This is a genomic window from Halostagnicola sp. A56 (genome assembly GCF_000691505.1).
Lineage (GTDB): Archaea > Halobacteriota > Halobacteria > Halobacteriales > Natrialbaceae > Halostagnicola.
This window is the reverse complement of the sequence record NZ_JMIP02000014.1, coordinates 413,298-436,569: the sequence shown is the minus strand read 5'-3', so window position 1 is coordinate 436,569 and position 23,272 is coordinate 413,298. Positions and strand designations below refer to the sequence as shown.

Here is a 23,272-nt window from a genome sequence, read left to right as displayed (position 1 = left end):
GTCGGCGCGCCGTCGCGGCGCTTATTACCCGGCATCGTCCTACGTCAGGTATGTTCGAAACCCGCCCGAACTGCGAGGCCGAGGTCGCACTCGTCGGGCGCTCTAACGTCGGCAAGTCCACGCTCATGCGGGAACTGACCGGCCACTCGTTCGACACCGGCGGCAAGCCGGGCGTCACCCGCTCGCCGAACCACTACGACTGGTCGGCAGAGGATTTCGTCCTCACGGATCTCCCCGGATTCGGGTTCATGAGCGGCGTCGACGAGGACCACCGCGAGCAGATCAAGACCGATATCGTTCGCTACCTCGAGGAGCACGCCGACAAGATCCTCGTCGCGGTGCTGGTCGTCGACGGCAAGAGCGTCGTCGACATCATCGATCGACACACCGGACCGGATTCTATCCCCTACGACGTCGAGATGTTCCACTTCCTGCAGGATCTGGGAGTGCCGACCGTCGTCGCCGTCAACAAGATGGACAAGGTCGACGACCGCGACGAGCGCCTCGACGACCTCGCCGAACGACTCGGCCTCTATCCGCCCTGGAAGCAGTGGCAAGAGACCATCGCGCCGATCAGCGCCAAACGCGGCCAACTCGAGCCGCTGTATGAGGCCGTCCGCACCCACCTCCACGAGCAGGAACGCGACGATCTGTTCAAATTTTTCTAACGAACTTTTGCTCTGCGGGCACGGCGAAGCCGTGCCCTCGGCAAAATCCTCAAAAGAGTGCAAAGCACTCTTTTGGACCTCGCGGGATCGAAGATCCCGCTTAGCTTCGATGAAAAGCACTCCTCCTTCCTCTCCGTTCGCGTTACTCACTCCGAGTCAGTCGTCGGCCCGCTCGCTTGGCCTGGGGCCTCGCTCGCGGTGAGTTTCGGGTGTGTTCCTGCCCTTCCCCGAGTTGCACGGCTCTCGCAGTACTCGAGCCGTGCGCCCGGCCACCGCGAATCGTGGTCCGCACGAGTCGCAACGACGAGTTCAGACGACCCTGTTTTGCAGGTCGTCACCGCGCTCGAGCCGAGCCACGTTCTCGCGGACGATTTCGCCGACGTTGGGGCCGTAGTCCCGCGTGAATCCCGCGCAGTGGGGCGAGACGATAACCTCGTCGAACTCCCAGAGCGGCGATTCCTCGGGGAGCGGTTCGGTTTCGAAGACGTCCAGTGCCGCACCGGCGATATCGTCGGCCTCGAGCGCCTCGACCAGCGCCGGTTCGTCGACGACGCTGCCACGGGCGACGTTGACGAAGTACGCGTCCTCGCGCATGGCGGCGAACGCCTCGGCGTCGAAGCAGTGGCGCGTCTCGTCGGTCAGCGGAATGGTGGCGATCACGAAGTCCGCGTCGGAAATCGCCTCGAGCAGGTCGTCGTTCGCGTACATCTCGTCGAACTCGGGGAGCGGCTCCGTCGATCGGCGGACGCCGGTGACGCGGACTCCGAGCGACCCCAGCACGTCGGCGACGCCGGTGCCGAGCGTCCCGGTGCCGACGACGCAGGCCGTCGTTCCCGAAATCGTGAACGCCTCGTCCCACGCCGGGGGCTCCCAGCGGCGGTCGCCCCGATTCGCGACGGCGTCGTGGAGTCGACGAGCGAACGCGAGCAGATAGCCCGCGACCGTCTCGCCAACCGATTGGCCGTGAATGCCCGTGCTGTTGGTCAGAATCGTGTCCTCGTCCTCGAGCGTCTCGAAGGGGAATCGGTCGACGCCCGACTGGATCGAGTGGATCCACGCACACTCGAGCATGGCGTCGTCGTACTCGAGCGTGACGACGGCGTCGCAGGCCCCGATTTCGCCGTCGCCGATAGCGTCGACCTCGAGCGGGAGGTCCTCGAGCGAGTCGACGAGCACGCGGGCCGGAAAGACGGTCGCGACCGACTCGTGGACGCCGAGTCGTTCGATATCGATGTGCATGCTCGAGGATACAGAGTACACCGTGTTCAAGGTTTCTCCAGTGGTTGAGTCGCTCTCGCGAGCGAATCGGACCACCGTCTCACACGGCGCGTCGACTCGAGCGGACAACGCACGGTAGGAAACGACGGCGGCTCGGTGAAAGTCCTCGTCACAAGGGGCTCGGAGGGGGTAACTCTTCGTCACGGCCGCCATCCGTACGTCGGCTTCGAGGGGTTTCGGTCTGTCGTTTCGCGCGAACAGTTCGAACCGCCATCGGTTGGGACGCGACTACGACTCGGTCCACGACGCCAGTTCCCGCAGTTCCGCGGCGATCGAGTCGACGTCAGTCCGCTCGAGCGAACCGCGTTCGGTGACGTACTCATCTACGCAGTCTGCCGGCGTCACGTCGAACGTCGGATTCAACACGTCGATCGACGCCTCGCCGTCGTAGACGGCCGCGCTCGAACCCGACTCGAGGGTGACCTCCGGGCGCGTCGAGACCTTGTCCGTGGCGGCGACCACGGAGACCGGAACCCCCTCTCGAGCCGCGGCGAGTGCGACCGAGCGCGTGCCGGTCTTGTTAACGACGGCACCGTCCGGACGGATCGTATCGGCACCGACGACGACGCGATCGACCGACTCGCGGGAGAGCACCGAGGCCGCGGCCGCGTCGGTGTGCAGCGTGACCGGCAGCTGGCCCGCGAGTTCCTCAGCGACGTCGACGCCCTCGCGAGTTGGCCTGGACTCGGCGACGAATACCCGAGCGGGGTCCCACTCCTCGAGCGCCGAACGAACCGTCCCCGAACGCGAGAGAGTCAGCACCCGCTCGTCGCTGTCGAAGTGTTCACCGGCGGTTTCGGCGGCGGTTTGATCGGCGGCGACCGCCCGATCGATTTCGGCTAGCGCCGACTCGAGGAGTTCGAGAGCGCCGGGAACGCTGGAAGCCTCGGTTGCGGTCCCGTCCGAACCCTCGCTGTCGGAGCCGCCCGCGGTCGACGTGTTCGCCATCGCCCTGTTCACCCGATTTCGAAGGACGGCCATCGAGGGTCTGGTCTCGAGCAGTCGGCCGGCGAGTCCCGCGAGTTCGTCCCGCTCCGCGTCGGGGTCGACGCCGCTGTCGTCGCGCTCGTCGAGCAGCAAGCCCGCCCGGTCGCGGAGCACCTCGAGCGCGCGGATCGACAGGACGGCCGCGCCGTGTTCGTCGTCCGCGGCGACCGACCGTACCGAAGGGGCGACGCGCTCGTAGGCCTCCCAGAGACCCGGGACCGTCTCTCTGTCGTCGATTCCGGAGATTTCGGCCGCGGCGGCTACCGACGCCGGCGAGGTCGGCTCCGATCCGGTCTCGAGATCGATCGCGACCGTCGGCGAGACCCACTCGAAGGCGTCGTGTTCCTCGCTCAGTTCGACCGCGCGCGACTCGGACTCGAACAGGTACGGGTGGACGACCCACTCGCGCTCGAGTTCGTCGTCGGTCACCCGCAGTTGTCGGCCCGAGCGAATCAGCGAGACGCGATCCTCGAGGCCGGTCTCCTCGGCGATTTCGACGCGAACCTGTTCGTCGGGGTCGCCCTCGGCGAACCCGGAGACGCCGCCCCACTGCTCGCGGTAGGTTCCGACCGCGTCGCTCCGACACAACAGCAACACCTCACCGCGATTCCGGAGGAACGCGGTGACGACGTGGCTCGCGTCGCGCTCGGTCCGATCTCTGCTCGAGTCGGTCATAGTTGCTCGGACGGCCGCCTCGAGGGAAGGCGTTTCGGGACCGAAACCCGACTGGAGTTACGATGCCCCGCGAAAAACGAAATTAGCGTCGCTACGCCCCGCGAACGACGTGGCCGTACTTGAGAACGGCGACGAATATCGCGCCGCCAAACGCGTTCCCGATCGTCGAAAGGGAGAGAAACGCGAGGTAATTCAACGGTGTGATCGACGGGGAGATGAACAGGCCGAACAGCACCTCGACGTTGCCCGCGATGGAGTGTGGGAGGTGAAGAATTCCGATCGTGGCGGTGACGATCCAGATGATGGCCACTCGACTCAAGGTTCCCTGCGCAGCGGTAATCAACCACGCCAGCAGCCCCATCAACCAGCCCGCGAAGACTCCGGCGACGAACAGCCAGTGTAACTGGTGGGAGACGAGTTTGGTCGCGATCAGTTCGAACGATTCCGGCGAGACGACGCCGAGCCCCGGCATCAAGACGACGGCGAGCAACGTAAACAAGAGCCCGCCGATGATATTTCCGATGTAGACCAGCCCCCAGAGTCGCATCAACTGTCCGATCGACGCCTGTCTGTCGAGAACCGGAACGACGGCCAACGTCGTGTGCTCGGTGAACAGTTCCGAGCGGCCCAGGATCACGAACAGAAAGCCGACGGAGTAGACGCTCGCCAGCAGCAGTTCGGTCGTGAGATCGCCGTAGGAACCCTGCGAAAGCGTGAGGACGACCGCCATCAACAGCGGCCCGAATCCGATGTCGAGACCGGCGGAAAACCCCGACAGTAACAGCCCGGATCTCTCGCGCCTGATCTCGTGGAGGCCACTCTCGATGAGGGAATCGAGAACCTCCTGCGTCGGCATCTGTTCCATGACGGCGAACGTATCGGGCTCTGAATCATCCACGCGTCGTCACCACACTTGAGTTATCGATCAGCCTGTATCCACCTTTTCATCTCCCAGACGGCTGCCACCAGTACGGACGAGGTCCTCCGATGACGGTGCGTTTTTGGCGCGGCTGACCCTGTTTCCGGTATGGAACTACACGCAGTGACGGATCTGCCCGAGATCCGTCCCGGCGACGACATCGCCGAACTCGTCGCAGATCGGGCCACGCTCGAGGCCGGCGACGTCCTCACCGTCGCGAGCACGATCGTCTCGAAAGCCGAGGATCGGGCCGTCGATCTCGAGGAGTTTCCCGTCAGCGGCCGTGCGACCGAGATCGCCGACCGGCTCGAGGAGATAACCGGCGACGAGAAGGACCCCCGGTTCGCGCAGGCGGTGCTCGAGGAGAGCACCGAACTCCTGATCGACGCGCCGTTTCTCCTGACCGAAACTCGGTTCGGCCACATCTGCGTGAACGCTGGTATCGATCGCTCGAACGTGCCGGACAACGATATCCTACTCCTGCCCAAGCGACCGGCCGAGAACGCCGAACGGATTCGTTCCGGCCTCGAGGAACGCGGCATCGAAGACGTCGCGGTCGTCGTCACCGACACCTGCGGACGGCCGTTCCGACACGGCCAGCGCGGCGTCGCGCTCGGGTGGGCGGGGATGCCCGCCAGCCGCGACTGGCGCGGGGAGACGGATCGCGACGGCCACGAACTCGGCGTCACTGTCCAGTCGGTCGTCGACGAACTCGCCGCGGCGGCGAACCTCGTCACCGGCGAAGGGGACGGCGGAACCCCCGCCGTGGTCGTCCGCGACTGGCAGTTCGGCGACCACGGCGGAAGCGACGAACTGTTCCGGTCGGTCGAGGACGACCTGATCCGGCAGGCGCTGCGCGAGTGGAGGGTCGACGAATGACCGGTGGATCAACCTGGGGGATCGAACTCACGCCCGAACACCCGGCAGATCGGATCGCCTCGCTGGCGGCTCAGGCGGAAGAGAGCGGGTTCGACATCGCGTTTACGAGCAGTCACTACTTCAACCGCGATCCGTTCGTCACCTGTTCGAAAATCGCGGCATCGACCGACGAAATTCGGATCGGGCCGGGTGTCGTCAACCCCTACGAGACCCACCCCGCGAGGCTCGCAGCGCAGGTGGCGACCATCGACGAGGGCAGCGACGGCCGTGCCGTCTTCGGGATCGGCGCCGGCGATCGGTCTTCGCTTTCGAACCTCGGAATCGAGCGCGATCGCCCGCTTCGGCGCGTCCTCGAGACGTTCGACGTGGCTCGAGAACTCTGGGCCGGCGAGACGGTCACCCACGAGGGGACGTTCACCGCGAGAGACGCCTCGCTCAACCTTGAGTCGCCGTCGGAGACGATCCCCGTCTACGTGGGTGCACAGGGGCCGCACATGCTTCGGATGAGTGCGAAACACGCCGACGGCGTCCTGATCAACGCCGCCCATCCCACGGACCTCGAGTGGGCCAGCGAGCAGGTTGAACGGGGGCTTGCGGACCGTCCCGACGACCGCGGCTCGTTCGAGTCGCTCGCGTTCGCCAGCACCAGCGTCGCCGCCGACGAGGAGACGGCCAGAGAGGCGGCCCGACCACCGGTCGCGTTCATCGTCGGCGGCGCGGCCGAGCCGGTGCTCGAGCGCCACGACGTCGATCCCGACGCCGCGTCGGCGGTCAGCGAGGCGTTAGAGCGCGGCGATCTGACCGACGCCTTCGGTCGAGTTACCCCCGAAATGATCGACGCGTTCTGTATCGCGGGGACGACCGAGACGGTCGTCGACCGGTTCGAGGCGGCACTCGAGCACGTCGACGGCGTCGTCGTCGGCTCGCCGCTCGGGCCGGATCTCGAGGACGCGATCGAGCGCTCGAGCGAGGCGCTCCGAACGGCGACCGGAGACGAACGGCGAACCGACTGACGGTCGGCTGGTCGGTAGCGAGTGACGGGAAGAAAGAGCCGATCGCGGGGCGCGTTCTAGTTCGCAGTGAGGAGATTGCCGACGGCACCGAGGGTCAGCGCGCCGAAGATTCCGAGGCTGGCGACGACGATGAGCCCGCCCATCGCGACCAGAAGCGGCGCGGCTCCGTCGCCCATCGCGACGTCGGTGAAGAGGTCGTTCATCTCGACGAGGTTGTCCACGATGACGTTCAGCGGTACGGCGGTGTCCATACGTGCGGGTTGTCACCGATGGTACTTGTCCGTGCCGGTCCGAGGCGAACGCCTGCCGAATTGATTACCCGTCTGAGACGGCAATATGTTCGTCCGAACTCGGAGACCGGTCGCCCGAGTCGTTAAGTCGCTTCCGGACCTATCGCCGCCCGTGACAGAGGACGCGACGCTCTCGGCGTTTACCGGGGACGAGGATGCGGCGGACTCGAGCGCCGAGGAGGAAGCTTCGGAGTCGGACGCGGAGTCGGAGACGGAATCGAACACGCAGTTGGACGCAGAATCAGACACGGAGCCTGAGAACGCACTCGGGGGAGGCGAAACGACCGAACCGGGTCCCGCCGTCGAGCCGGCGACCTCGACGTACGTCTGGGGGAGCTACACCTGCGAGACGTGTTCGGAGACGGTCGATCGGGCCTGGCTCGAGGACGGAGCGCTCGTGTGTCCGGCTTGCAAAGACTGGTAAGATCCGTGCTGGCCAAGAGTTGGCCAGAAAGAACCGGCAAACGCCGCACAATCGTCCCGAACATTTATGCTATAGTCGTGGCTCTAGATGCCTGCAATGGCGAAAGGCACGGTCGAATTCTTCAACGACACAGGCGGTTACGGCTTTATCGAAACCGAAGACGCGGACGAGGACGTGTTCTTCCACATGGAAGACGTCGGCGGTCCTGACCTCGAGGAGGGACAGGAAGTCGAGTTCGATATCGAACAAGCAGATAAGGGCCCGCGCGCGACCAACGTCGAGCGACTGTAAGCGCCCGAAGAAGGGGTATCGTTTTTCGAGTATTCACGGCCGTAGAGCTAGCGGTGTATCCTGGGATCGAACGTCGAATCCGCCTCGAGGACTAGCTATATCTGGGGCGACGTGGACGTATTGGATACGTAAACCCGACCGCGACCCGAGCGCCGAGTTCCGACTGGAATCTGATCGTCACAAAACATATACGGGTGACCGACGCAGAGACACCAACGATCCGATCGCGGTCTCCGCACCACTCTCGCCAGATACATGCCCAACACAAACTCAACCGCTCGAAGCGAACGCGGCCAGCAGCCGCCAGAGTCCCTCCCGGTCGATACCGTCGCCGCCCTCTGTACGGAGATTCACGAGAACGTCGGCCGCGTCATCGTCGGTCACGACGAGGTGATCTCTCACGTCATCACGACGATCCTCGGCCGCGGTCACGCCCTGCTCGAGGACGTTCCCGGCGTCGGCAAGACGATGCTCGCTCGCTCGATTTCGACCTCGATCGACTGCGAGTTCAGCCGCGTCCAGTTCACCCCCGACCTGCTTCCCGCCGACGTGACGGGCGTGAACGTCTTCAACCAGAAACGCCGCGAGTTCGAGTTTCGATCCGGCCCCGTCTTCGCCAACATCGTCCTCGGCGACGAGATCAACCGCGCCCCGCCGAAGACCCAGTCGGCGCTGCTCGAGGCCATGGAAGAAGGACAGGTCACCGTCGACGGGACGACCCGCCGGCTCCCGACGCCGTTTACCGTCATCGCGACCCAGAACGCCATCGAACCGGATCGGACCTACGAACTCCCGTTCGCGGAGGTCGACCGGTTCATGAAGAAACTCCATCTGGGGTATCCCGACCCCGATGAAGAATCGGACATGCTCGAGCGGACCGTCGGTCACCACCCGATCGAATCGCTCGAGCCGGTCACCGACCTCGAAACGATCGTTCGAGCCCGCGAGACGGTGGCGAATGCGACCGTCGAGAAACCCACACGAGAGTATGCAACGCGACTGGCGGGCTACACGCGCGAGCACGCCCACATCGGCGTCAGTCCCCGCGGGACGATCTCGCTGACGCGCGCGGCACAGGCCCGCGCGGTGAGCCAGGGACGGGGGTACGTCGTTCCGGACGACATCAAACGCGTCGCACCGGTCGTCCTGAGCCACCGCATCCGAACGAGAGATCGAGATCGAGACGGTGAGAGCGTCGTCGAACGCGCGCTCGAGACCGTGCCGGTCGAATGAGACCGACGCGTCGCGGCGTCGCCGTCGTCGCTACTCTCGCGGTCTCGTGGCTCATGGCGTGGCAGTACGGCAGTCGATCGCTGAGCGCGATCGTCTTTCCGCTGGCGATCGCGCTCCTCACGGCGGCGGTAACGGTGGCTCGAATCGACGCCCCGACGGTCACGCGAACGCCGATCGAAGCCGGATTCGTCGGCGAAACGCGGCCGGTCGAGACGGTCGTCGAATCGAACGCTCCGGTCTCCGCGACCGTCACCGACCGCGTCGACGCGGACAGACTCGCCGTCGTCGATGCCGGGAACGTAGCGGAAACCACGATATCCGCGTCGGAGCGATTCCGGTACGACGTTCGCCTCGAGGCTCGCGGCGAACACGCGGTCGGTCCGATCTCGGTCGTCGTTACCGACCTGCTCGGCCTGGTGAGACGCCGCTTCGAGGACGATCAGACGACGTCCGTGCTCGTCTTCCCGAACGTCTACGACCTCGCCGAGGACTCGCGTCCCGAGTTACAGGCGCTCGCGGCGGCCACAGACCGCGAGCACCGCGAGGAGTTCGACCACCTCAGAGAGTACGTTCGCGGCGACTCGTTCCGGGACGTACACTGGAAGTCAGCGGCGAAACGACCCGACGACGAGTTGATCGTCAAGGAGTTCGCCGACGGCGACGATCGAGGCTCGATCTCGATTGCGGCCGAGTGTCCGCCCGGATACGAGGACGAGACGGCCGCGGCGGTCGCCAGTGTCGGGACGTACCTCCTCGAGCTGGGCGTCCCCGTCGGAGTCGTCCTGCCCGAAGCGACCAGAGCGCCCGCGACCGGACGAGCGCACCAGCGGGCGATGCTGCGAGCACTCGCCGTCGTCGAAGCAGGCGAACTCGACGAGCGAGCGACGGCGGACGCCGACGTGCTGATCCGGAGCGATACCACTGGGACGACCGTTCTCGTCGACGGACGCGAGATTTCGTTCGATCGACTTCGCGGACGCCCCTCGAGGAGCGAGAGAACCGTCGGTGGGACTCGACCGGCCGAAACCGACGGCGAGCCCCTGGAGGTTCGCTCGTGAGTTCGCGATCCGAGCGGCGGGCCGCATCGATCGACCTCGACGGGGCGGTCGGACAGCGCTCGTTCCGGGCGCTCGCACTCGGCGGGGTCGGCGTTCTGACGGCGTCGTACGTACGAGTGCTTCATCAGGAAGTCACCTCGGTCGTCGGCGGTTCGCAGACGTTGCTGGCGCTCGCCGTCGCGTCGATGGTCGCCGCGACCGTCCTCGCGTACACGATTCGACCGCGGACCGCGGCGCTCGCGGCGCTGGTCGCTGCCGTCGGCGGGTTCGCATACTACCTGAGCGCCGCGGGCATCGAACTCGGCGTCGCGATCGCGGCCTGGGACAGGCTCCTTTCGGACGCGTTCACCCTCGCGACGGGACTGTCGATACTCAGGATGGTCGAAGCCGGAACGTGGGCGTTCGGATTCGTCCCCGGACCGGTCTTTCTCTCGTGGTACCTCGCGATGCGAAAGCGATACGTCTGGAGCGTCGTTCCCGGCGGGTTCGCGCTGTTGTTTCTGGTCCTGACCGGAAACGCCGCGATACCGGTCACCCTGCTTGGAACGCTCGGGGGCATCGCGGCCGTCGCGTTCGGCGAACTCGCTCGCCGCGGCGGCTCGATCGCACAGGCGGACATCCTCGCGATCGCGTTCGCGCTCATGATCGCGCTCTCGCTGTCGGTCACGGCCGTTCCTGGCGGAGAGAACGGCGGTCCGGCCTTCCGCGACGTCGGCGGCCCGAGCACGCTCGAGGGCGCGATCGACGGCTCGCCGAGCCAGTCCGATATCGGCGGCCCGGTCGATCTCTCCCCCGAAGTCAGGTTCACGGCGACGGTCGACGAGCCGACGTACTGGCGGACTGGCGTCTACGATCGGTTCACGGGAGACGGCTGGATCCGAACCGGGTCGATGTCGCCGTACGACGGCCGGCTCGAGTCGCCGCCGGGCGAGTACGAGACGCTCGTCCAAGAGATCGACCTCGAGACGGAGATACAGACGATGCCGACGGCCGCCCAGCCGCTGTCGGTCGAAAGTGACACCGTCTCGGCCGCGGAGGTGTCCGATCACGGCCAGCTCCACCCCACCGAAACGCTGCTCGAGCAGGATAGTTACGCGGTCGAGAGCGCCGTCGTCGACCCCGAACCGGCGGCGCTGCGGACAGCCGGAACGGACTACCCGGCCGAAATTCGCGATAGCGAGTACCGCCAGCTACCCGAAAGCACCGCCGCGGCGTTCGAGGCTGAAACGGCGTCGATCGTCGCGGATGCGGACACTCCCTACGAGAAGGCGAGCGCGATCGAATCCCACCTTCGATCCAGTAAGGGCTACTCGCTCGACGTCGAGAAACCGTCGGGCAACGTCGCGGAGAAGTTCCTCCTCGAGATGGACGAGGGCTACTGCGTCTACTTCGCGACGGCGATGACTCAGATGCTTCGGGCTGAGGACGTTCCCGCGCGGTACGTGACCGGTTACGGGGCGGGCCAGCAGGTCGACGACGACGAGTGGGTCGTCCGTGGGTTGGACTCACACGCCTGGGTCGAGGTCTACTTCCCAGACCACGGCTGGGTCACGTTCGATCCGACGCCGCCGGGAGACCGGCAGGGAGCCAACGCCGACGCCATACAGGACGCACGCGAGAGCGGTCAGAGCGGGATCGACACGGACCAGAGCGAAGACGTGCCGATCGAAGACGAGGAACCGGACGACGATCCGGACTCGACGGAGCCCGACACGGGGAACGAGTCCGAACAGCCGAAGGAGAACACTTCCGAAACGAACGAGTCCGAGCAGCCGAACGAATCGAACGGGAGCCAAAGCCCCTCCACCCCCGGCGGCGTTGGTGAGGAAAATACCGATACGAACGCCGAAAACGAGGGAGGACTTCTCTCGTCGCTTTCGTTCGAGACGCTCGCGATCGGGCTCTCTGCACTGGTCGCGGTCGTCGCGGGTGCCCACCGGAGCGGGGTCGGTTCGTACGTGAGTCAGACGGCCCACCTCTACTGGCACGGCTCCCGAAAGACACCGGCGGCCGACGCCGTTCGCGCCTATCGGCGACTCGAGGTGCTTCTCGAGCGGTCGTACCGGCCGCGGCGGGAGAGCGAGTCGACGCGGGAGTACCTCGCCGCGCTCGAGGAGGATGTCGACCTCGATCCGCGCGTCGAGCGGGTCAGCGAGACCTACGAGTTGGCGACCTACCGCGGAACTGTCAGTCGCGAGCGGGCCGACGAGGCGATCGATCTCGTCGACGAACTGGCGCGGGAACGACTCCCAATGGTCGGCGATTCGGGCACGACGAGCGACGATCACTGAAAAAGAACCGCTCGAGGGAGGGGCGGTCCCGATAGTGTTTAATATGCCGCTTTCGTACAGGTGAACGTAATGTCGGAAGTCTGCTCGACGTGCGGGCTGCCCGAAGAGCTCTGCGTCTGCGAGGACGTCGCCAAGGGCCAGCAGCAACTTACGATCCGCATTGACGAGCGCAGATACGGTAAGGAGGTAACGATCATCCAGGGATTCGATCCGAAAGACGTCGACCTCGACAGTCTGTCGTCGGATCTCAAATCGAAATTCGCCTGTGGCGGCACAGTCGAAGACAGCCAGATTGAACTACAAGGGAATCACTCGGGCCGAATCGAGGATTTCCTTCGAGATCGCGGCTTCAACGTCGCATAGGATGATCTGAGACGACCCCCGAAACACGACAAACCCGTATCGCTTCGTTACCGTCCGATTTTCTCCGCAGAACCGTGTCGCGACAGCGACGGGACTGGCATAACTAATTCCCGATGTCACCGCCAACGCCAATCAAACGGCCGTCGAAGCGAATCAAAACGGAGATTCGGTGCCGGCAGTCGCCTCGTCGCTCGCGGACGATTCCGAAACGAGTCCATGCTTCAGTCCGTACTCCTCGAGGCCGCCTTCCATGCTCTCGACGGTCGCGTCGGCGCTGCCCTCGTAAGAGCCGATGAGTTTTGCGGCCTGGATGCTCGCTTTCCCGTGCGGACAGACCGTCACGATGCGATCGGCGTCTTCGAACTCCTCGATGCGACTCGAGAGTTCGCGGAACGGGACGTTTTCGCTGCCGGGAATGTGGCTGTGCTCGAAACTACGCTCGTCGCGAATATCGACGACCCGAACGTCGGCATCGGCCTCGAGAAGGTCTCGGAGTTCGTCGGTTGAGATCTCGCCGTCCATCGGTCGGGTGTTATCGCTCGGACCGAATAAGATCACGGGTCGACGCGAGCGCACCTACAGCAGGCCGTCCGCCCGAGCCAACAACAGCGCGCTGATCGTCGAGTCGTTGGCCGGCTGCTCGCGAGCCCGCTCGAGGGCTTTCTCGACCGGCATCGACGTCACCTCGAGGAACTCGTTGCTATCGAGTTCGCGCTCGCCGGGAACGAGGCCATCGGCGTAGACGACCGCCCGATCGTGGTTCAACACGCCCGTCGCGACGGCGTATTCCTGTAAGAGTGCCGTCGTCTCGGGCACGAAGCCCGTCTCCTCTTCGAGTTCGCGCGTCGCGGCTTCCGTGTAGGACTCGCCGTCTTCGACGATCCCGGCGGGCAACTCGAGGTGGTGCTCTCGGATCGCCGGCCGATACTGCTCAACGAACAGCAGGCGGTCGCCCGCGGCGTCGTCCCCGCTCGAACCGACGGCGGTCCCGTCGATCTTCGCCACGACGACGACCGCCGGCGGCAACTCCGCCCAGTAGTAGCGTTTCTCGCTCCCGTCGGGCTGTTCGACCAGATCGTATCCGCCGTCGTACCAGCCGGTTTCGTACTCGAGTTCGCGCTCAACGACATCCCACCCCGCCGGAACGGACGGGTGAGATGACTCGTCTGGCTCGCTCATCGAACGCGACTGGGCACTCGAGGCGGTAATAGATGCCGTTTCCGATGGGTTTCGAGGTATGGCGATCACGATGGGGTAGCGGTCGCGATCGAGATGGGGTGCTACGAGGAGCGGCGATCCAATCGGTCGCGATACAGGCGGCCGAACGCCTGTCTGCGAAGGGTCCCAATCGCCGCGTCCTCCTCGTTCTGGAAGGTCGCGGCGACGGCCTCGCCGTCGGGACCCGCATGCCAGACGACGGAGTCGACGGACTCGTGGCCCGCCTCGGTCACCTCGCCCGCATAGTCCTCGAGCCACTCGGCGTACTCCTCGCGCGTGCCGACACGAACCGAGAGCATGCTCGCGAAGAGGGCGTCTCGCGCGGTCTCGACGACCTCGCTCGAGACGCGGTCGTCGTACTCCTCCCTGTCGAACGCCATCGCCCTGGTGACCTCGCGGACGACGGTCTGGGCCGCAGGGCCGAGGCTCTCGTAGCGTTCGCGCGCCGCATCGATCGAGTCAGGGGAAAACGAACCAGTCGTGTACATAGGAGAGGGGACGAACGCGGACGGTTAGGGGGTTTCGTTGTCCGATTCGGCAGACGTCTCGTCGTCGGCCGATTCGGTGGACTCGTATCGCTGCCGGGTCAGTTCGCGGGCCTCCTCGAGTGCGCCCTGAGCCTCCGGACTCGGCTCCTGGGTCATCGATCCGCGACCGGAGCGACGGGACTGGGCCGCCAGTTCGTCCTCGAGTGACGGCGATCGGCCGTGATCGGCTCCCGCTTCGAATTCGGGCGTCTCGACTTCTCGCGCGTGTTCAGTGACGATTTCGGCGAGCTGCTCGGGACTCCGTTCGTTCCAGTCGGGCGCGTGGTGCTCGAGCCACTCGAGGTGGTCCTCCCGCCCCAGCGACGCGGTCACGGCGAAGTGATTCGCCAGGTGAACGCCGTCGGCTTCCTCCGTCGAACAGACCGGACAGGCATATCCCATGACCGGCCGTACGGCAGCCAGGGGTAAAGTCGCCACGTCTCCGATTCGCCGACAGAGTCCCATCCGCTCGGATACCCGGGTTGACGGCGACGTCGCTCGGGTACGGAGACAGCGAACGTGGTGACACTTCGAGTCGTCGGCTCACCGGAGTTCGTAAATCATTACGATAGCGTCCTCGTCGTCGTCATAGTACCCCGGCACGCGGCGAAGCGGGTCGAATCCGAACGAGCGGTACAACCGTCTCGCAGACTCGTTGGACGGCCGTACCTCGAGTTTGATCGAGTCCGCATCGTACGCGCCGAGCACGGACAGCGCTCGAGTGAGCAGCGCCGAGCCGACGCCCGACTCCCGATAGTCGGGATGCACCGCGATGTCCTTGACGTGGCCCAGATTGCGGCCGTAGTTCGGTGTCACGTCGGAGACGATATACCCGACGATCGTTCGGGTCTCGTCGACCGCGACCAGAAACCCCGGCTCGCCGAGAAACGTCTCGAACGCGTCGTGGGGCCAGGGCTGAGAAAACGAGGCGTTCTCGATCCGGACGATCGCCAGCAGATCCGCCCGGCGGGCCGGTCGGATCGAGAGGCTATCGCCCCCCTCTGGAACAGGGGCCGTCATGCACGGACGTTTCACAGCGAACCATAAAAACGAACCGTCGAGCGGTCGGCGTCCCCGTTCGAACTGTCCAACGTCGGCACGCTCCCGGCCGGATATCAGCGCTGGCAGCGACGCCTCGTTCGAAACGAACCTATGTGTCAGCGGTTCCGTCCTCGACGCGCGCGGCGTGGTCCTCGAGTTCGCCCGCCAGCGTCCGCGCCTGATCGGGCTCTAACTGGAGTTCGACTACGTGCTTCGGAACGTGTTCTTCCGTCCGGTTGTCCAGTTCGATCTGTAGCTGTACCGCCGTTGGATCCTCTCGATCAGTCGTCGCGTTGACTACGCCGACCGAGTCGAATTCGAACTCGTAGCCGGTCGCGAGCGCCTCGACGTAATCTAACGTCGTGTGCGCAGTAACGGAGAGCAAACGGTTCGACATACCTCGGATATCACGCTGAAATCACTTAGCCGACGCGACTCGGAGCGAATTCGGGCGTGCCGCGACGATCTGATGACGGACAGTACAGCCGAAATCGCACGACTCGAGGCACTTTCGGGCGAGATATCGGAACCAAGATAGCGGCCATCCTTTCCGCCACAAAGGAGTACGGGTATCGCTTGCACCCGAAAGCGAACTTATGGCTGTGTCGCTCATATCGTGTGTCATGAACCTCGAATCGAGAACGAAGCGCGGGAGACGAGAGCGCGCGCCGGGCAGTGTTTCGCGGCGAACAGACGTGACGGAGGGATACCATGACTAAAACCGAGTGCGCGACAGAGCCAGCAGAGGACGACGAACGCGACGACAGCCACCTCGACGACGTCGAAGTCGGCGCGGGATGTACGGAAATCTGGGAGCACCTCGCCGAAGAGCGCGACGAGTAAGCACTATCGGAACAGGGACTTTTTGACGGCCAGATTCCTACTACGTTGATATGAGCGATAATCGGCGCGGCGAAAACCGACAGGACGGGACCGATCGATCAGTCCCGACGGACCGCAAATCGCCCGTCGGAGCGCCCGTCATCCGCGGTGACGAATCCGTCGCCGGAACCCGCGCCGAGCGAGCGGTTCAGTTCGACCCGGACGACCCCGACAGCCTCGCCGACGCCGCCGAAACGGTCAGGCAGTTCGCGGCCGGCAACACCGCAGGCGACCACCTCGACATGCTTCGCGGTGCCGCCGCCTGCGCGGCGCTCGTCCGCGGCGAAGGATCATACAAAGCCGCCGCAAAACGGGCCCGAGACGGCCTCGAAGGGGAATCACGGGGGACCGACGACGAGGACGAAACCGCCACCGTTTCGTTCATCCGAAAGTGGGCTCGCGTCCACGACCTCCCTCGATCGGTTCGTCGACAGGTCGCGCTCGGACAGATCGCTCCGACCGCGGCAAAACACATCGCACGCGTTTCCGGCGAATCTCGCCTACTTTTGGCCTGGGCCACGCTCGACGGCGACCTCACCGTCAGGGAAGTCCGAAGCGTCGCGAGCGCGGTCAACGACGGGACGCCGATCGACCAGGCGCTCGCCCAGTACGACGTCCACCTGGGAACGCTCGAGTTGACGCTCCCACCGATCCTCTATCGCGACCTGCGACAGCAGGCGTCGCTCGAGGGCCGACCCGTCGGCGAGCTCGTCGCGGACGCACTTGCGGAATCTCTCGAGTGAGTTCGGAGCGGATCACCATCGGAGAAAGAAACGTTTAACCACTGCTCGGCGATAGTACCAGTTACGGGGCCGGTAGCTCAGTTTGGCAGAGCGTCTGGCTTTTAACCAGACGGTCGCGTGTTCAAATCGCGCCCGGCCCGTTTTCACGACGAACAGACGTGAGGAGTGAAACGGCCGCCGCGATTTGAACGCAGGGACGTCTACAGAACATCGTACACAGCGAGAGCGCGCTCGCGATTCGACCGGGGACATCGCGGTCACAGAATCGAGCGATCGAGGACTTGAGAATCACTGAAGCAGTTCGACTATCGTTTCGCTCGTAAAATGCAGTTCTTTGCGCCCGTTAAAGGAGACGACCTCGAGGGCCGTCAGGCGGTAGCGAGCATCGACTTGTACGTCCGGTGGGGAGGTGTTCTCCCACGCGACGAATTTGATCCGACCGCTCCAGTCCTCGAGGATCCCCGCGTGTGCCTGGCTCGCGGACGTCTCATCCCACAGTTGCCTAATCCTGGCCGTAACCGTGATTTTCGAACCGACCTCCCCGGATCAGCGACCCCCGTCGGCCGGGAAACGTGGGCCCCAATCTCCTCGAGAAACACCGATTCCTCGCCTGACCTCGTCAACAGATCGAGCGTCGATTCCGACCGCGTCACCGCGACGTAAAAGAGGCATCGCTCTTCGGTCCCCTCGCTCGCACGCACGTCGCGGGCCAGATCCAACAACTCGTCGTTTCGTACATCGGGTGAGAACCCATCCGCACCCGCGGCGACGTGGAGTAAAATAACGTGTGGCGCTTCCCGCCCCTTGGCCTGATGGGCCGAAAACACCGAGACACCGCCGTCATCTGCCCCGCGACCCGCGCGTGGTGTATCCGGTGGACGGAACGAATCCGCGTCGTCTTTGCCATCGTACGGGATCCCACGATCCTCGAGCGCGGACGTAACCCGGTTCACGAAGTCGGCACCGCTATCGTATCGAGAGAGGATCATGACGTCGTTCGGATCGCTCCGAGCCTCGAGATACTCCTCGACGAGAGTCGCGGCGTACTCTCCGACCCGGATTGCGTACTGCCGGTCGTCGGTGCCCGCTATCGTGTGCACTCGAGGCGTCGTATCGCGGCCGCTGCAGGCGATGGGGTCCTTGTCGATCTGGTCGGCGTTGTTCGCGATCAGATCGGTGCTCGCCTCGAGTACCGTCTCCAGGCACCGATAGGTCTCCTCGAGTTCGGTGATCGCCGCGGAACCAAAGTACTCCTCGAAGTCGACGAAATACTCGATGACGGCCCCGCGAAACCCGTAAATGCTCTGCCAGTCGTCGCCGACACAAAACAGGTGGGGCGCATCGTCGCCGTCGGTAAACGCCTGAAGTAACTCGATTTGACCGAGAGAGACATCCTGAAATTCGTCGACGAGCAGGTGGTCATACTGATCCCGAAATCGGTCGGGATCCTCCACTACGGCGTCGACGGCGTTGGAGATCATGTCGTCGAAATCGATCTGACTGTTTCGCGCCTTCGCAATCTCGTACTCCGCAAGGAGAGTCGCACCACACCGACCGAAGTGATACGTTCGTCGATTCGCACGCGGGAGGCGGTCGAGAACCTGCCTGGGCGTCGTCTAAAAGGTAGCGGCGGTGTCGATGAATTCCGAAAACAGGTCGACGATCTGGCGCTTTCGCTCGTACGGACCGAGAACGTACTCGACTAGCTCGTCGGAGTCCATCGGCTCAAGGACCACGTCGTGTTCGGAGAGACGATGCTTCAGTGCGCGCTCTACTCGTCCACCCCAGTATTCGAAGTCGTAGGTCTCGATCACCCGATACTCGCTGGTGGCAAACTGCGCTCGAGCCCACTCGAGTTCTGCTACGTACTCCGCACTCGACCACGAGAACCACGGCGCGACATCGCCGTCCTCGTCGATTCCCCAATGCTCGATGTAGATATCGTACGCGGGAAGATAGAAGTCTGGATAGTATCCACCCTTGTCGTCGGCCGTCTCTGCCCACTCGGCGATCGCCTCGTACCGATACTCGACGTCGTGGGTGAACAGAAATCCGCAATCGTCTTCTCAGCCTGTGAGGCGACCTCCTCGCCAGCAAGCGTCTCGTAGGATCGCTCAGATACCGCTTCGACGTACGCCGCTCGTGATTCGAACTCGCCCAGCTCTGGCACCTCGGTCTGATAGTTCGCCAAGAATTGTCGATAGTGCCGGGCAAAGTCGGTACCGCCTTCCGACGTCTTCTCCCGAAGTACCTCCTCGACAATGTTGGTCCGCTGGTGGTCTGTGATCACGTCGACGCGACCCGTACGCGCCTCGCGTGCGATTGCGTTCGCGAACCCGTGAATCGTGTGTACCTCGACGTCGGTGATACCGAATCGGTCCTCGAGACGGTCCTGTATCTCATCTGTCGCTTCGTTAGTGAGCGTGATCGCGACGATTCGCTCCGGGTTGACTCCACGCTCGATCAAATAGGCAATCCGGTGCGTGAGAACGAGCGTCTTACCGGTTCCAACCCCAGCGATGACCTGGTTGTACTCGTCGTCTCGAACGATTGCTTTCTGCTGATCTTCGTTGAGATCGTGTCCCATCTCGTCGACATCCGTAACGAGATGTGCGTACCGCTCGAGTTCCTGCTCGACGAACTCGGCGTTGTAACTCCGCACTCGTTTCGAAATTGACTGTACTGTTTCTCGTATTTCGGACAATCTATCGAGGTCCTTTTCCGAATAGCGAAACGGCCAGTTCGTAATCGCGCACTCATCACCCAGGTATCATTGATTGACATCTGTCTCAAGGAGCTCAAGTTGATTTCCGTCAGGGTCATAGAAGTATGCGATTTTGACGCCTCCTTCAAGGATGAGTGGATTTGTCTCGAATTCGACGTCATCTTTAAGTTTTTTGTGCCAACTGTCAACATTCTCTACCTCGAAACAAAGGTGAGTGATACCAATGTCGTGCATGTCGACCGAATCATAAATTCGATCATTTGGAGGAGTATCATACTCTATCAGTTCAATTTGGAAGGTTCCAGTGTCAATAAAGGCTAATTCCCCGGTTGCCTGGGGGACCCCGATGAGTTCTCCCTGTTTTTCGCCATCAGCCGAAAATTGCTCTGCAAGCTCAAAACCAAGGACGTCTCGATAAAACTCGATTGACCGATCTATATCAGCGACGTTTACACCGTAGTGTTCAGCTTCGATGTTCATGTTGTACATTCACACCCAAGTCGCCTTTAAACATAATTCTTTCCCACGACGGGAGGGGATTTATTTGATTGGGGAATTTTGTTACGGTATACCACTCGATGACGTATATCTCGGCGAGTCTGGAATCCGCGTAAGTGAACGATCGCTAAGGAAATAGCGGTTCAGCGGCGGAAGAACCCCGGACAGTGGTGTATCAAAGAAAGTAGCTAAACAGTTACTAGAGATACCTGTGTAGAACGTGGAGGGTACTTCAAACTGGTATGGCAATGATCAAAGTGAAACGTGGATTGGCGAATGGGTATCCGATCGTGATCGGAGTGAATTTATAATTGCTAGCAAGATCGGGCAACCCACTTTAAACTGAGAGGATCTGAGTAGACGCCATCTTCGAGAAGAGCTTTCACAGATACTGTAACGGCTATATACAGACTATCTTGACGTCCTGTATACACATAGGCTCGATGAAGACACGGCACCACGAGAGTATCTTCGGACGTACAGGACGTTCGTTGAGGATGTCTCATAGGATCAGCAGACTAGTTCATATCCTCAGGACGCGTAGAGAGTCTCATGACGACGTGGGGCGGTAAGTTGGATAGTGTCGATGAGGAGCAGTTGCTGGCGCAACTGCGCACGGAAACTGATGGGAAAGTGATTAAACGATTTATAAGTGCGCTGCTGTATCGACAGGGACAATCACCGGCAAAGATTGAGAAGTTGCTCGGTTTCCCCTAACAAACGGTACGATTGGCCTGACACCGTCGCCGAGCGCAATCTCACCGCGCTCGGCGACCTCGCTCGACCCGGTCAATCGACTCATCTCACCGCCGATCGGTGGACAGAACTGACGGCAACGCTGACGGCGTCGCCATCGGAGGCTGGCTATGAGGAGCCGACGTGGACACCTGCGCTTATTCGTGACTACATCGCTGAGACGGTCAATGTCAAGTAATCGCTCGCGTATATGTATCGGGTGATGAACGGTCACCAGTTACCGGTGAAATCGGTCGTCCGGTGGTCGATTCACGGGGACGGTCCGACGCACTGAAAGGGCCGTCCACGCTGCCCATGTCACCATGTCAATAAACTCTTCGAAGGGCCACCACCGGAGGCGACGCCTGCCTCGGCGGGGCGTCGTCACATACTCCCAGTGCAAGTACCGCCAGACATTCTGAATCAGTAGTCTGAGTACGACGATCAACAGCCGTCTCGTGGGGTCTTGCGTCGTCGTCGAGATGATCGTTGACTCGGAGAGCCGGTAGCTCGCTTCGATTCCGAAGCGTTTGCTGTAATGGGATCGCGCCTGTCGAGGTTCATCGATGAACAGCGCGTCAACGGCGTAGCCGTGACGCGCCACCCCGTGCTCATCATACCGCCCGTTCTTGTAGGTACAATCGATCATCACCGGGAATTCGACGGTCCACTCGTGCTCGCCGTAGGATGACGTTGGTTCGTCCACGATTTCACGACTCCAACCCGTGTTGAGTTCGGTCTTGATCTCCTTGCCCCACGAAATGACCGGGACGATGTACGCGAAATTGTGCGCTTAGAGCAACGTGAGACACTTGTTGTCGTAGAAGCCGCTGTCAAGATAGACCGCTTTGACGCCGAACTCAAAGTTGTCGAGGAGTCCAAGGAACGCAGCAAGGACGTCGCTGGTGGTGTCGCCGTCGGTGAGACTGCGCACCGCCAAGGTGTATCGCTTGTTGTTCACGCGTGCGTAGAGCGTGGCGTAGGCGTGGAACGCAGTCGTTCCTGCTTTGGCCTCGTTGTAGTAGAGGCCATCTGTCTCGTCTTCATCACCGTAGTAGGGGCGTAGGTGGAGGTCGTTGCAGACCTCCACCTGCTTAGGGAGGGTTTCGAGAACATCCTGTTGGAGGAGCGTGTTTCCGGTAGATTCGACGGTTTCGAGGTCGAACTTGGAGCGAAGGTGATAGAGGACATCATTGCCAGAGGGAGCGTCTTCACTCTTCTCTCAGAGTGAGGAGATCGAGGTCCCGTCGGCGATCGCGCCGACGAGGACCTCGAAGATGTCCTCTGGGTCGATTTCTGCGTTCTCATCAAGGTCTAGCGTGAAAGCACTGGTGAGAACGTTAACGAGAAAGTTAAGGAACTGTTCTTCGTGGATTTTACCGTCCGCTTGTTGCTGATCGTTGGACACAACTCAGCAAGCGGACCTCTGAACTAACGGCTTTGTGAAGTACTGGAGTTGTTCTTTCATGGGATTGCTCCCTTCGGAACCCCGTATCCAGTGCAGACTCCCATTGCTGTAGTCGGTTTACCTGATAAAATATCTGTAGAGTTGGTCTCTAGGGCACCGTCTAGTTAGCGTAGTTTGAGGAACCAGCAGGCCGTAGAATTAGTTTGGAATGTTGCTCTCAGACCTGCTCAGGAAGAGCTACACGGCGGAATTTGATGAATGTTGGGAGCGTGAGCGGACGGCGACGCTCGCTAGGGTGTTCGCCGTCCGGCTCCATTCGACCGGTTGTTCGATCCGAGAGACACAAGCAATTCTGCGCTTGGTCGGCGTCGAACGCTCTCATCAAGCAATCTGGTACTGGGTACATCGGCTGGCTGACAGCGTTCCAGACCCGCCGAGGGCTTCGCCCTCGCGGGTCGCAGTTGATGAGACCGCTGTCAAGATCAACGGCGACTGGCCTTGGGTATACGCTGCAATAGATCTCGACTCATGGATGATTCTTAATGTCGTAGTGTTTGGACGGCGAGGAACCGATCCAGCTGCTGCGTCTCTGCACCGAGTAACCAAGAAACACGACCTTGACGACACGGTGTTTCTCGTCGATTGCTATGGCTATCTGACTGCCCTCTCTCGATTGAGGTTGGGCGGTCAACTCGACTACGTTGATCGAAATTTGATCGAAAAGCGGTTTCACACCCTCAAGATGCGAGTTGACCGCTTCCATAATTCATGGGTGGGCAGTCGGGCGAGCGTCAGAGACTGGCTTGAACAGTTTGTACACTATTATAATACACAACGACCGCATCAATCACTCAATGGACAGACGTCAGCGGAGGTGCTAAACTAGGCAGTGCCGTCTCTAGCGTTTAACCACGTCCAAACCCTTGTATCTCTATAAAATACCTGATGGGAAAGTTCGTTGGAAAAGCGGCTAATCCTCTGCAGACGCGTCGAGTTCGTCCTCGAGAGTGGGCCCGAAGGGTGAATAACGTAGAAGATCAGTAACGAAATCAAGATCGTCAATAGTTGTGAGCTGAGCTAGGTGTTGATCAGTTACTGACGTTTTCATACAGAATCCATACCAAGA

27 protein-coding genes, 1 tRNA gene and 2 pseudogenes are annotated in these 23,272 nt (G+C 62.3%); 14 read left to right on the top strand and 16 right to left on the bottom strand.

All coding sequences use genetic code 11. The features are described 5' to 3' along the window. Window positions 1-50 precede the first annotated feature (50 nt). The gene (engB, locus tag EL22_RS04005; RefSeq protein ID WP_050050259.1) at window positions 51-668 is read left to right on the top strand and encodes a GTP-binding protein EngB; all 618 of its coding nucleotides are present in this window, start codon (window positions 51-53) and stop codon (window positions 666-668) included. A 309-nt stretch (window positions 669-977) separates the two neighbouring features. On the opposite strand, the gene ddh is transcribed toward engB, so the two are convergent. The 3 genes from ddh to EL22_RS03990 form a co-directional block, all read right to left on the bottom strand. Further along, the gene (ddh, locus tag EL22_RS04000; RefSeq protein WP_050050258.1) at window positions 978-1,907 is read right to left on the bottom strand and encodes a D-2-hydroxyacid dehydrogenase; all 930 of its coding nucleotides are present in this window, start codon (window positions 1,905-1,907) and stop codon (window positions 978-980) included. A gap of 267 nt (window positions 1,908-2,174) precedes the next feature. Then, window positions 2,175-3,608, bottom strand: a complete 1,434-nt coding sequence (locus EL22_RS03995; protein WP_050050257.1) for an initiation factor 2B — start codon at window positions 3,606-3,608, stop codon at window positions 2,175-2,177. A 91-nt stretch (window positions 3,609-3,699) separates the two neighbouring features. Next, window positions 3,700-4,506, bottom strand: coding sequence for a formate/nitrite transporter family protein (locus EL22_RS03990; protein ID WP_050050256.1), 807 nt, complete (start codon window positions 4,504-4,506; stop codon window positions 3,700-3,702). Window positions 4,507-4,635: 129 nt separating this feature from the next. On the opposite strand from EL22_RS03990, the gene EL22_RS03985 reads away from it, so the two are divergent. Together EL22_RS03985 and EL22_RS03980 are read left to right on the top strand one after the other, a co-directional pair. Next, window positions 4,636-5,406, top strand: a complete 771-nt coding sequence (locus EL22_RS03985; RefSeq protein WP_050050255.1) for a coenzyme F420-0:L-glutamate ligase — start codon at window positions 4,636-4,638, stop codon at window positions 5,404-5,406. Further along, window positions 5,403-6,419 (top strand): 5,10-methylenetetrahydromethanopterin reductase, encoded by a 1,017-nt coding sequence (locus tag EL22_RS03980; RefSeq protein WP_050050254.1) that lies wholly within the window; start codon window positions 5,403-5,405, stop codon window positions 6,417-6,419. The genes EL22_RS03985 and EL22_RS03980 overlap by 4 nt, the downstream gene beginning before the upstream one ends. 56 nt (window positions 6,420-6,475) lie before the next feature. Here the strand turns inward: EL22_RS03980 and EL22_RS03975 are convergent, their stop codons facing one another. Beyond that, complete coding sequence (locus tag EL22_RS03975; protein ID WP_050050253.1) at window positions 6,476-6,670, bottom strand: hypothetical protein; 195 nt, start codon at window positions 6,668-6,670, stop codon at window positions 6,476-6,478. Window positions 6,671-6,821: 151 nt separating this feature from the next. Here EL22_RS03975 and EL22_RS03970 point away from each other — a divergent pair, with 151 nt between their 5' ends. From EL22_RS03970 to yciH, 6 genes are all read left to right on the top strand, one after another. Continuing rightward, the gene (locus tag EL22_RS03970) at window positions 6,822-7,133 is read left to right on the top strand and encodes a hypothetical protein (protein ID WP_082146678.1); all 312 of its coding nucleotides are present in this window, start codon (window positions 6,822-6,824) and stop codon (window positions 7,131-7,133) included. A 96-nt stretch (window positions 7,134-7,229) separates the two neighbouring features. Next, a complete protein-coding gene (locus EL22_RS03965; RefSeq protein ID WP_049953734.1) occupies window positions 7,230-7,424 on the top strand; it encodes a cold-shock protein in 195 nt (64 codons plus the stop codon). Between the two features lie 255 nt (window positions 7,425-7,679). Further along, window positions 7,680-8,657 (top strand): MoxR family ATPase, encoded by a 978-nt coding sequence (locus EL22_RS03960; protein WP_050050251.1) that lies wholly within the window; start codon window positions 7,680-7,682, stop codon window positions 8,655-8,657. Continuing rightward, window positions 8,654-9,715, top strand: a complete 1,062-nt coding sequence (locus tag EL22_RS03955) for a DUF58 domain-containing protein (protein ID WP_050050250.1) — start codon at window positions 8,654-8,656, stop codon at window positions 9,713-9,715. Before EL22_RS03960 ends, EL22_RS03955 begins: the two co-directional genes overlap by 4 nt. Beyond that, complete coding sequence (locus tag EL22_RS03950; RefSeq protein WP_050050249.1) at window positions 9,712-12,006, top strand: DUF3488 and transglutaminase-like domain-containing protein; 2,295 nt, start codon at window positions 9,712-9,714, stop codon at window positions 12,004-12,006. Before EL22_RS03955 ends, EL22_RS03950 begins: the two co-directional genes overlap by 4 nt. A 69-nt stretch (window positions 12,007-12,075) precedes the next feature. After that, window positions 12,076-12,369 carry a stress response translation initiation inhibitor YciH gene (gene yciH, locus EL22_RS03945; RefSeq protein ID WP_049953737.1) on the top strand — a complete coding sequence of 98 codons (294 nt, stop codon included), beginning with the start codon at window positions 12,076-12,078 and terminating at the stop codon, window positions 12,367-12,369. Window positions 12,370-12,522: 153 nt separating this feature from the next. Here yciH and EL22_RS03940 read toward each other — a convergent pair whose 3' ends face one another. The 6 genes from EL22_RS03940 to EL22_RS03915 all read right to left on the bottom strand — a co-directional run bounded on the left by EL22_RS03940 (window position 12,523) and on the right by EL22_RS03915 (window position 15,552). Continuing rightward, the gene (locus EL22_RS03940) at window positions 12,523-12,891 is read right to left on the bottom strand and encodes a rhodanese-like domain-containing protein (RefSeq protein WP_050050248.1); all 369 of its coding nucleotides are present in this window, start codon (window positions 12,889-12,891) and stop codon (window positions 12,523-12,525) included. 54 nt (window positions 12,892-12,945) lie between these two features. Beyond that, the gene (locus tag EL22_RS03935) at window positions 12,946-13,548 is read right to left on the bottom strand and encodes an NUDIX hydrolase (protein ID WP_050050247.1); all 603 of its coding nucleotides are present in this window, start codon (window positions 13,546-13,548) and stop codon (window positions 12,946-12,948) included. A gap of 101 nt (window positions 13,549-13,649) precedes the next feature. Then, a complete protein-coding gene (locus EL22_RS03930; protein ID WP_050050246.1) occupies window positions 13,650-14,075 on the bottom strand; it encodes a DUF5809 family protein in 426 nt (141 codons plus the stop codon). A gap of 24 nt (window positions 14,076-14,099) precedes the next feature. Beyond that, entirely contained in the window at window positions 14,100-14,516 is a 417-nt protein-coding gene (locus tag EL22_RS03925; RefSeq protein ID WP_050050245.1) for a DUF5810 domain-containing protein, read from the bottom strand. Between the two features lie 141 nt (window positions 14,517-14,657). Beyond that, complete coding sequence (gene rimI, locus EL22_RS03920) at window positions 14,658-15,134, bottom strand: ribosomal protein S18-alanine N-acetyltransferase (protein ID WP_050050244.1); 477 nt, start codon at window positions 15,132-15,134, stop codon at window positions 14,658-14,660. Window positions 15,135-15,264: 130 nt separating this feature from the next. Further along, window positions 15,265-15,552 (bottom strand): DUF6360 family protein, encoded by a 288-nt coding sequence (locus EL22_RS03915; RefSeq protein WP_050050243.1) that lies wholly within the window; start codon window positions 15,550-15,552, stop codon window positions 15,265-15,267. A gap of 314 nt (window positions 15,553-15,866) precedes the next feature. On the opposite strand from EL22_RS03915, the gene EL22_RS18935 reads away from it, so the two are divergent. From EL22_RS18935 to EL22_RS03905, 3 genes are all read left to right on the top strand, one after another. Next, window positions 15,867-15,998, top strand: a complete 132-nt coding sequence (locus tag EL22_RS18935) for a hypothetical protein (protein WP_255349654.1) — start codon at window positions 15,867-15,869, stop codon at window positions 15,996-15,998. A 50-nt stretch (window positions 15,999-16,048) separates the two neighbouring features. Then, window positions 16,049-16,780, top strand: a complete 732-nt coding sequence (locus tag EL22_RS03910) for a hypothetical protein (protein WP_050050242.1) — start codon at window positions 16,049-16,051, stop codon at window positions 16,778-16,780. 66 nt (window positions 16,781-16,846) lie between these two features. Beyond that, window positions 16,847-16,920: transfer RNA gene (locus EL22_RS03905), tRNA-Lys, on the top strand. A gap of 228 nt (window positions 16,921-17,148) precedes the next feature. Here EL22_RS03905 and EL22_RS18930 read toward each other — a convergent pair. The 5 genes and pseudogenes from EL22_RS18930 to EL22_RS03885 all read right to left on the bottom strand — a co-directional run bounded on the left by EL22_RS18930 (window position 17,149) and on the right by EL22_RS03885 (window position 19,985). Continuing rightward, window positions 17,149-17,769 carry a 3'-5' exonuclease gene (locus EL22_RS18930; protein WP_255349659.1) on the bottom strand — a complete coding sequence of 207 codons (621 nt, stop codon included), beginning with the start codon at window positions 17,767-17,769 and terminating at the stop codon, window positions 17,149-17,151. A 267-nt stretch (window positions 17,770-18,036) separates the two neighbouring features. After that, window positions 18,037-18,312 (bottom strand): annotated as a pseudogene (locus EL22_RS18925) (UvrD-helicase domain-containing protein); the annotation flags it as partial. Between the two features lie 84 nt (window positions 18,313-18,396). Further along, window positions 18,397-18,594 (bottom strand): hypothetical protein, encoded by a 198-nt coding sequence (locus tag EL22_RS03895; protein ID WP_050050240.1) that lies wholly within the window; start codon window positions 18,592-18,594, stop codon window positions 18,397-18,399. Window positions 18,595-18,641: 47 nt separating this feature from the next. After that, window positions 18,642-19,442 carry a UvrD-helicase domain-containing protein gene (locus tag EL22_RS03890; protein ID WP_050050239.1) on the bottom strand — a complete coding sequence of 267 codons (801 nt, stop codon included), beginning with the start codon at window positions 19,440-19,442 and terminating at the stop codon, window positions 18,642-18,644. A 108-nt stretch (window positions 19,443-19,550) separates the two neighbouring features. Beyond that, window positions 19,551-19,985, bottom strand: a complete 435-nt coding sequence (locus tag EL22_RS03885) for a VOC family protein (protein WP_197075840.1) — start codon at window positions 19,983-19,985, stop codon at window positions 19,551-19,553. A 570-nt stretch (window positions 19,986-20,555) separates the two neighbouring features. Between EL22_RS03885 and EL22_RS17010 the strand changes: the two genes are divergently transcribed. Then, window positions 20,556-20,720, top strand: a complete 165-nt coding sequence (locus EL22_RS17010; protein ID WP_156184036.1) for a hypothetical protein — start codon at window positions 20,556-20,558, stop codon at window positions 20,718-20,720. A gap of 256 nt (window positions 20,721-20,976) precedes the next feature. Here the strand turns inward: EL22_RS17010 and EL22_RS03880 are convergent. Beyond that, window positions 20,977-22,146 (bottom strand): annotated as a pseudogene (locus EL22_RS03880) (ISH3 family transposase). Between the two features lie 208 nt (window positions 22,147-22,354). Here EL22_RS03880 and EL22_RS03875 point away from each other — a divergent pair. Then, window positions 22,355-23,032: an IS6 family transposase gene (locus EL22_RS03875; protein ID WP_082146656.1), complete on the top strand. Its 678-nt coding sequence runs from the start codon at window positions 22,355-22,357 to the stop codon at window positions 23,030-23,032. Window positions 23,033-23,272 lie beyond the last annotated feature (240 nt).

Coding starts and splice junctions, on each gene's coding strand:
- engB (WP_050050259.1), top strand. CDS start 51: ATGTTCGAAACCCGCCCGAACTGCGAGGCCGAGGTCGCACTCGTCGGG.
- ddh (WP_050050258.1), bottom strand. CDS start 1,907: ATGCACATCGATATCGAACGACTCGGCGTCCACGAGTCGGTCGCGACC.
- EL22_RS03995 (WP_050050257.1), bottom strand. CDS start 3,608: ATGACCGACTCGAGCAGAGATCGGACCGAGCGCGACGCGAGCCACGTC.
- EL22_RS03985 (WP_050050255.1), top strand. CDS start 4,636: ATGGAACTACACGCAGTGACGGATCTGCCCGAGATCCGTCCCGGCGAC.
- EL22_RS03980 (WP_050050254.1), top strand. CDS start 5,403: ATGACCGGTGGATCAACCTGGGGGATCGAACTCACGCCCGAACACCCG.
- EL22_RS03975 (WP_050050253.1), bottom strand. CDS start 6,670: ATGGACACCGCCGTACCGCTGAACGTCATCGTGGACAACCTCGTCGAG.
- EL22_RS03965 (WP_049953734.1), top strand. CDS start 7,230: ATGGCGAAAGGCACGGTCGAATTCTTCAACGACACAGGCGGTTACGGC.
- EL22_RS03960 (WP_050050251.1), top strand. CDS start 7,680: ATGCCCAACACAAACTCAACCGCTCGAAGCGAACGCGGCCAGCAGCCG.
- EL22_RS03955 (WP_050050250.1), top strand. CDS start 8,654: ATGAGACCGACGCGTCGCGGCGTCGCCGTCGTCGCTACTCTCGCGGTC.
- yciH (WP_049953737.1), top strand. CDS start 12,076: ATGTCGGAAGTCTGCTCGACGTGCGGGCTGCCCGAAGAGCTCTGCGTC.
- EL22_RS03940 (WP_050050248.1), bottom strand. CDS start 12,891: ATGGACGGCGAGATCTCAACCGACGAACTCCGAGACCTTCTCGAGGCC.
- EL22_RS03935 (WP_050050247.1), bottom strand. CDS start 13,548: ATGAGCGAGCCAGACGAGTCATCTCACCCGTCCGTTCCGGCGGGGTGG.
- EL22_RS03930 (WP_050050246.1), bottom strand. CDS start 14,075: ATGTACACGACTGGTTCGTTTTCCCCTGACTCGATCGATGCGGCGCGC.
- EL22_RS03925 (WP_050050245.1), bottom strand. CDS start 14,516: ATGGGATATGCCTGTCCGGTCTGTTCGACGGAGGAAGCCGACGGCGTT.
- rimI (WP_050050244.1), bottom strand. CDS start 15,134: ATGACGGCCCCTGTTCCAGAGGGGGGCGATAGCCTCTCGATCCGACCG.
- EL22_RS03915 (WP_050050243.1), bottom strand. CDS start 15,552: ATGTCGAACCGTTTGCTCTCCGTTACTGCGCACACGACGTTAGATTAC.
- EL22_RS18935 (WP_255349654.1), top strand. CDS start 15,867: ATGACTAAAACCGAGTGCGCGACAGAGCCAGCAGAGGACGACGAACGC.
- EL22_RS03910 (WP_050050242.1), top strand. CDS start 16,049: ATGAGCGATAATCGGCGCGGCGAAAACCGACAGGACGGGACCGATCGA.
- EL22_RS18930 (WP_255349659.1), bottom strand. CDS start 17,769: ATGATCCTCTCTCGATACGATAGCGGTGCCGACTTCGTGAACCGGGTT.
- EL22_RS03885 (WP_197075840.1), bottom strand. CDS start 19,985: ATGAACATCGAAGCTGAACACTACGGTGTAAACGTCGCTGATATAGAT.
- EL22_RS17010 (WP_156184036.1), top strand. CDS start 20,556: ATGACGACGTGGGGCGGTAAGTTGGATAGTGTCGATGAGGAGCAGTTG.
- EL22_RS03875 (WP_082146656.1), top strand. CDS start 22,355: ATGTTGCTCTCAGACCTGCTCAGGAAGAGCTACACGGCGGAATTTGAT.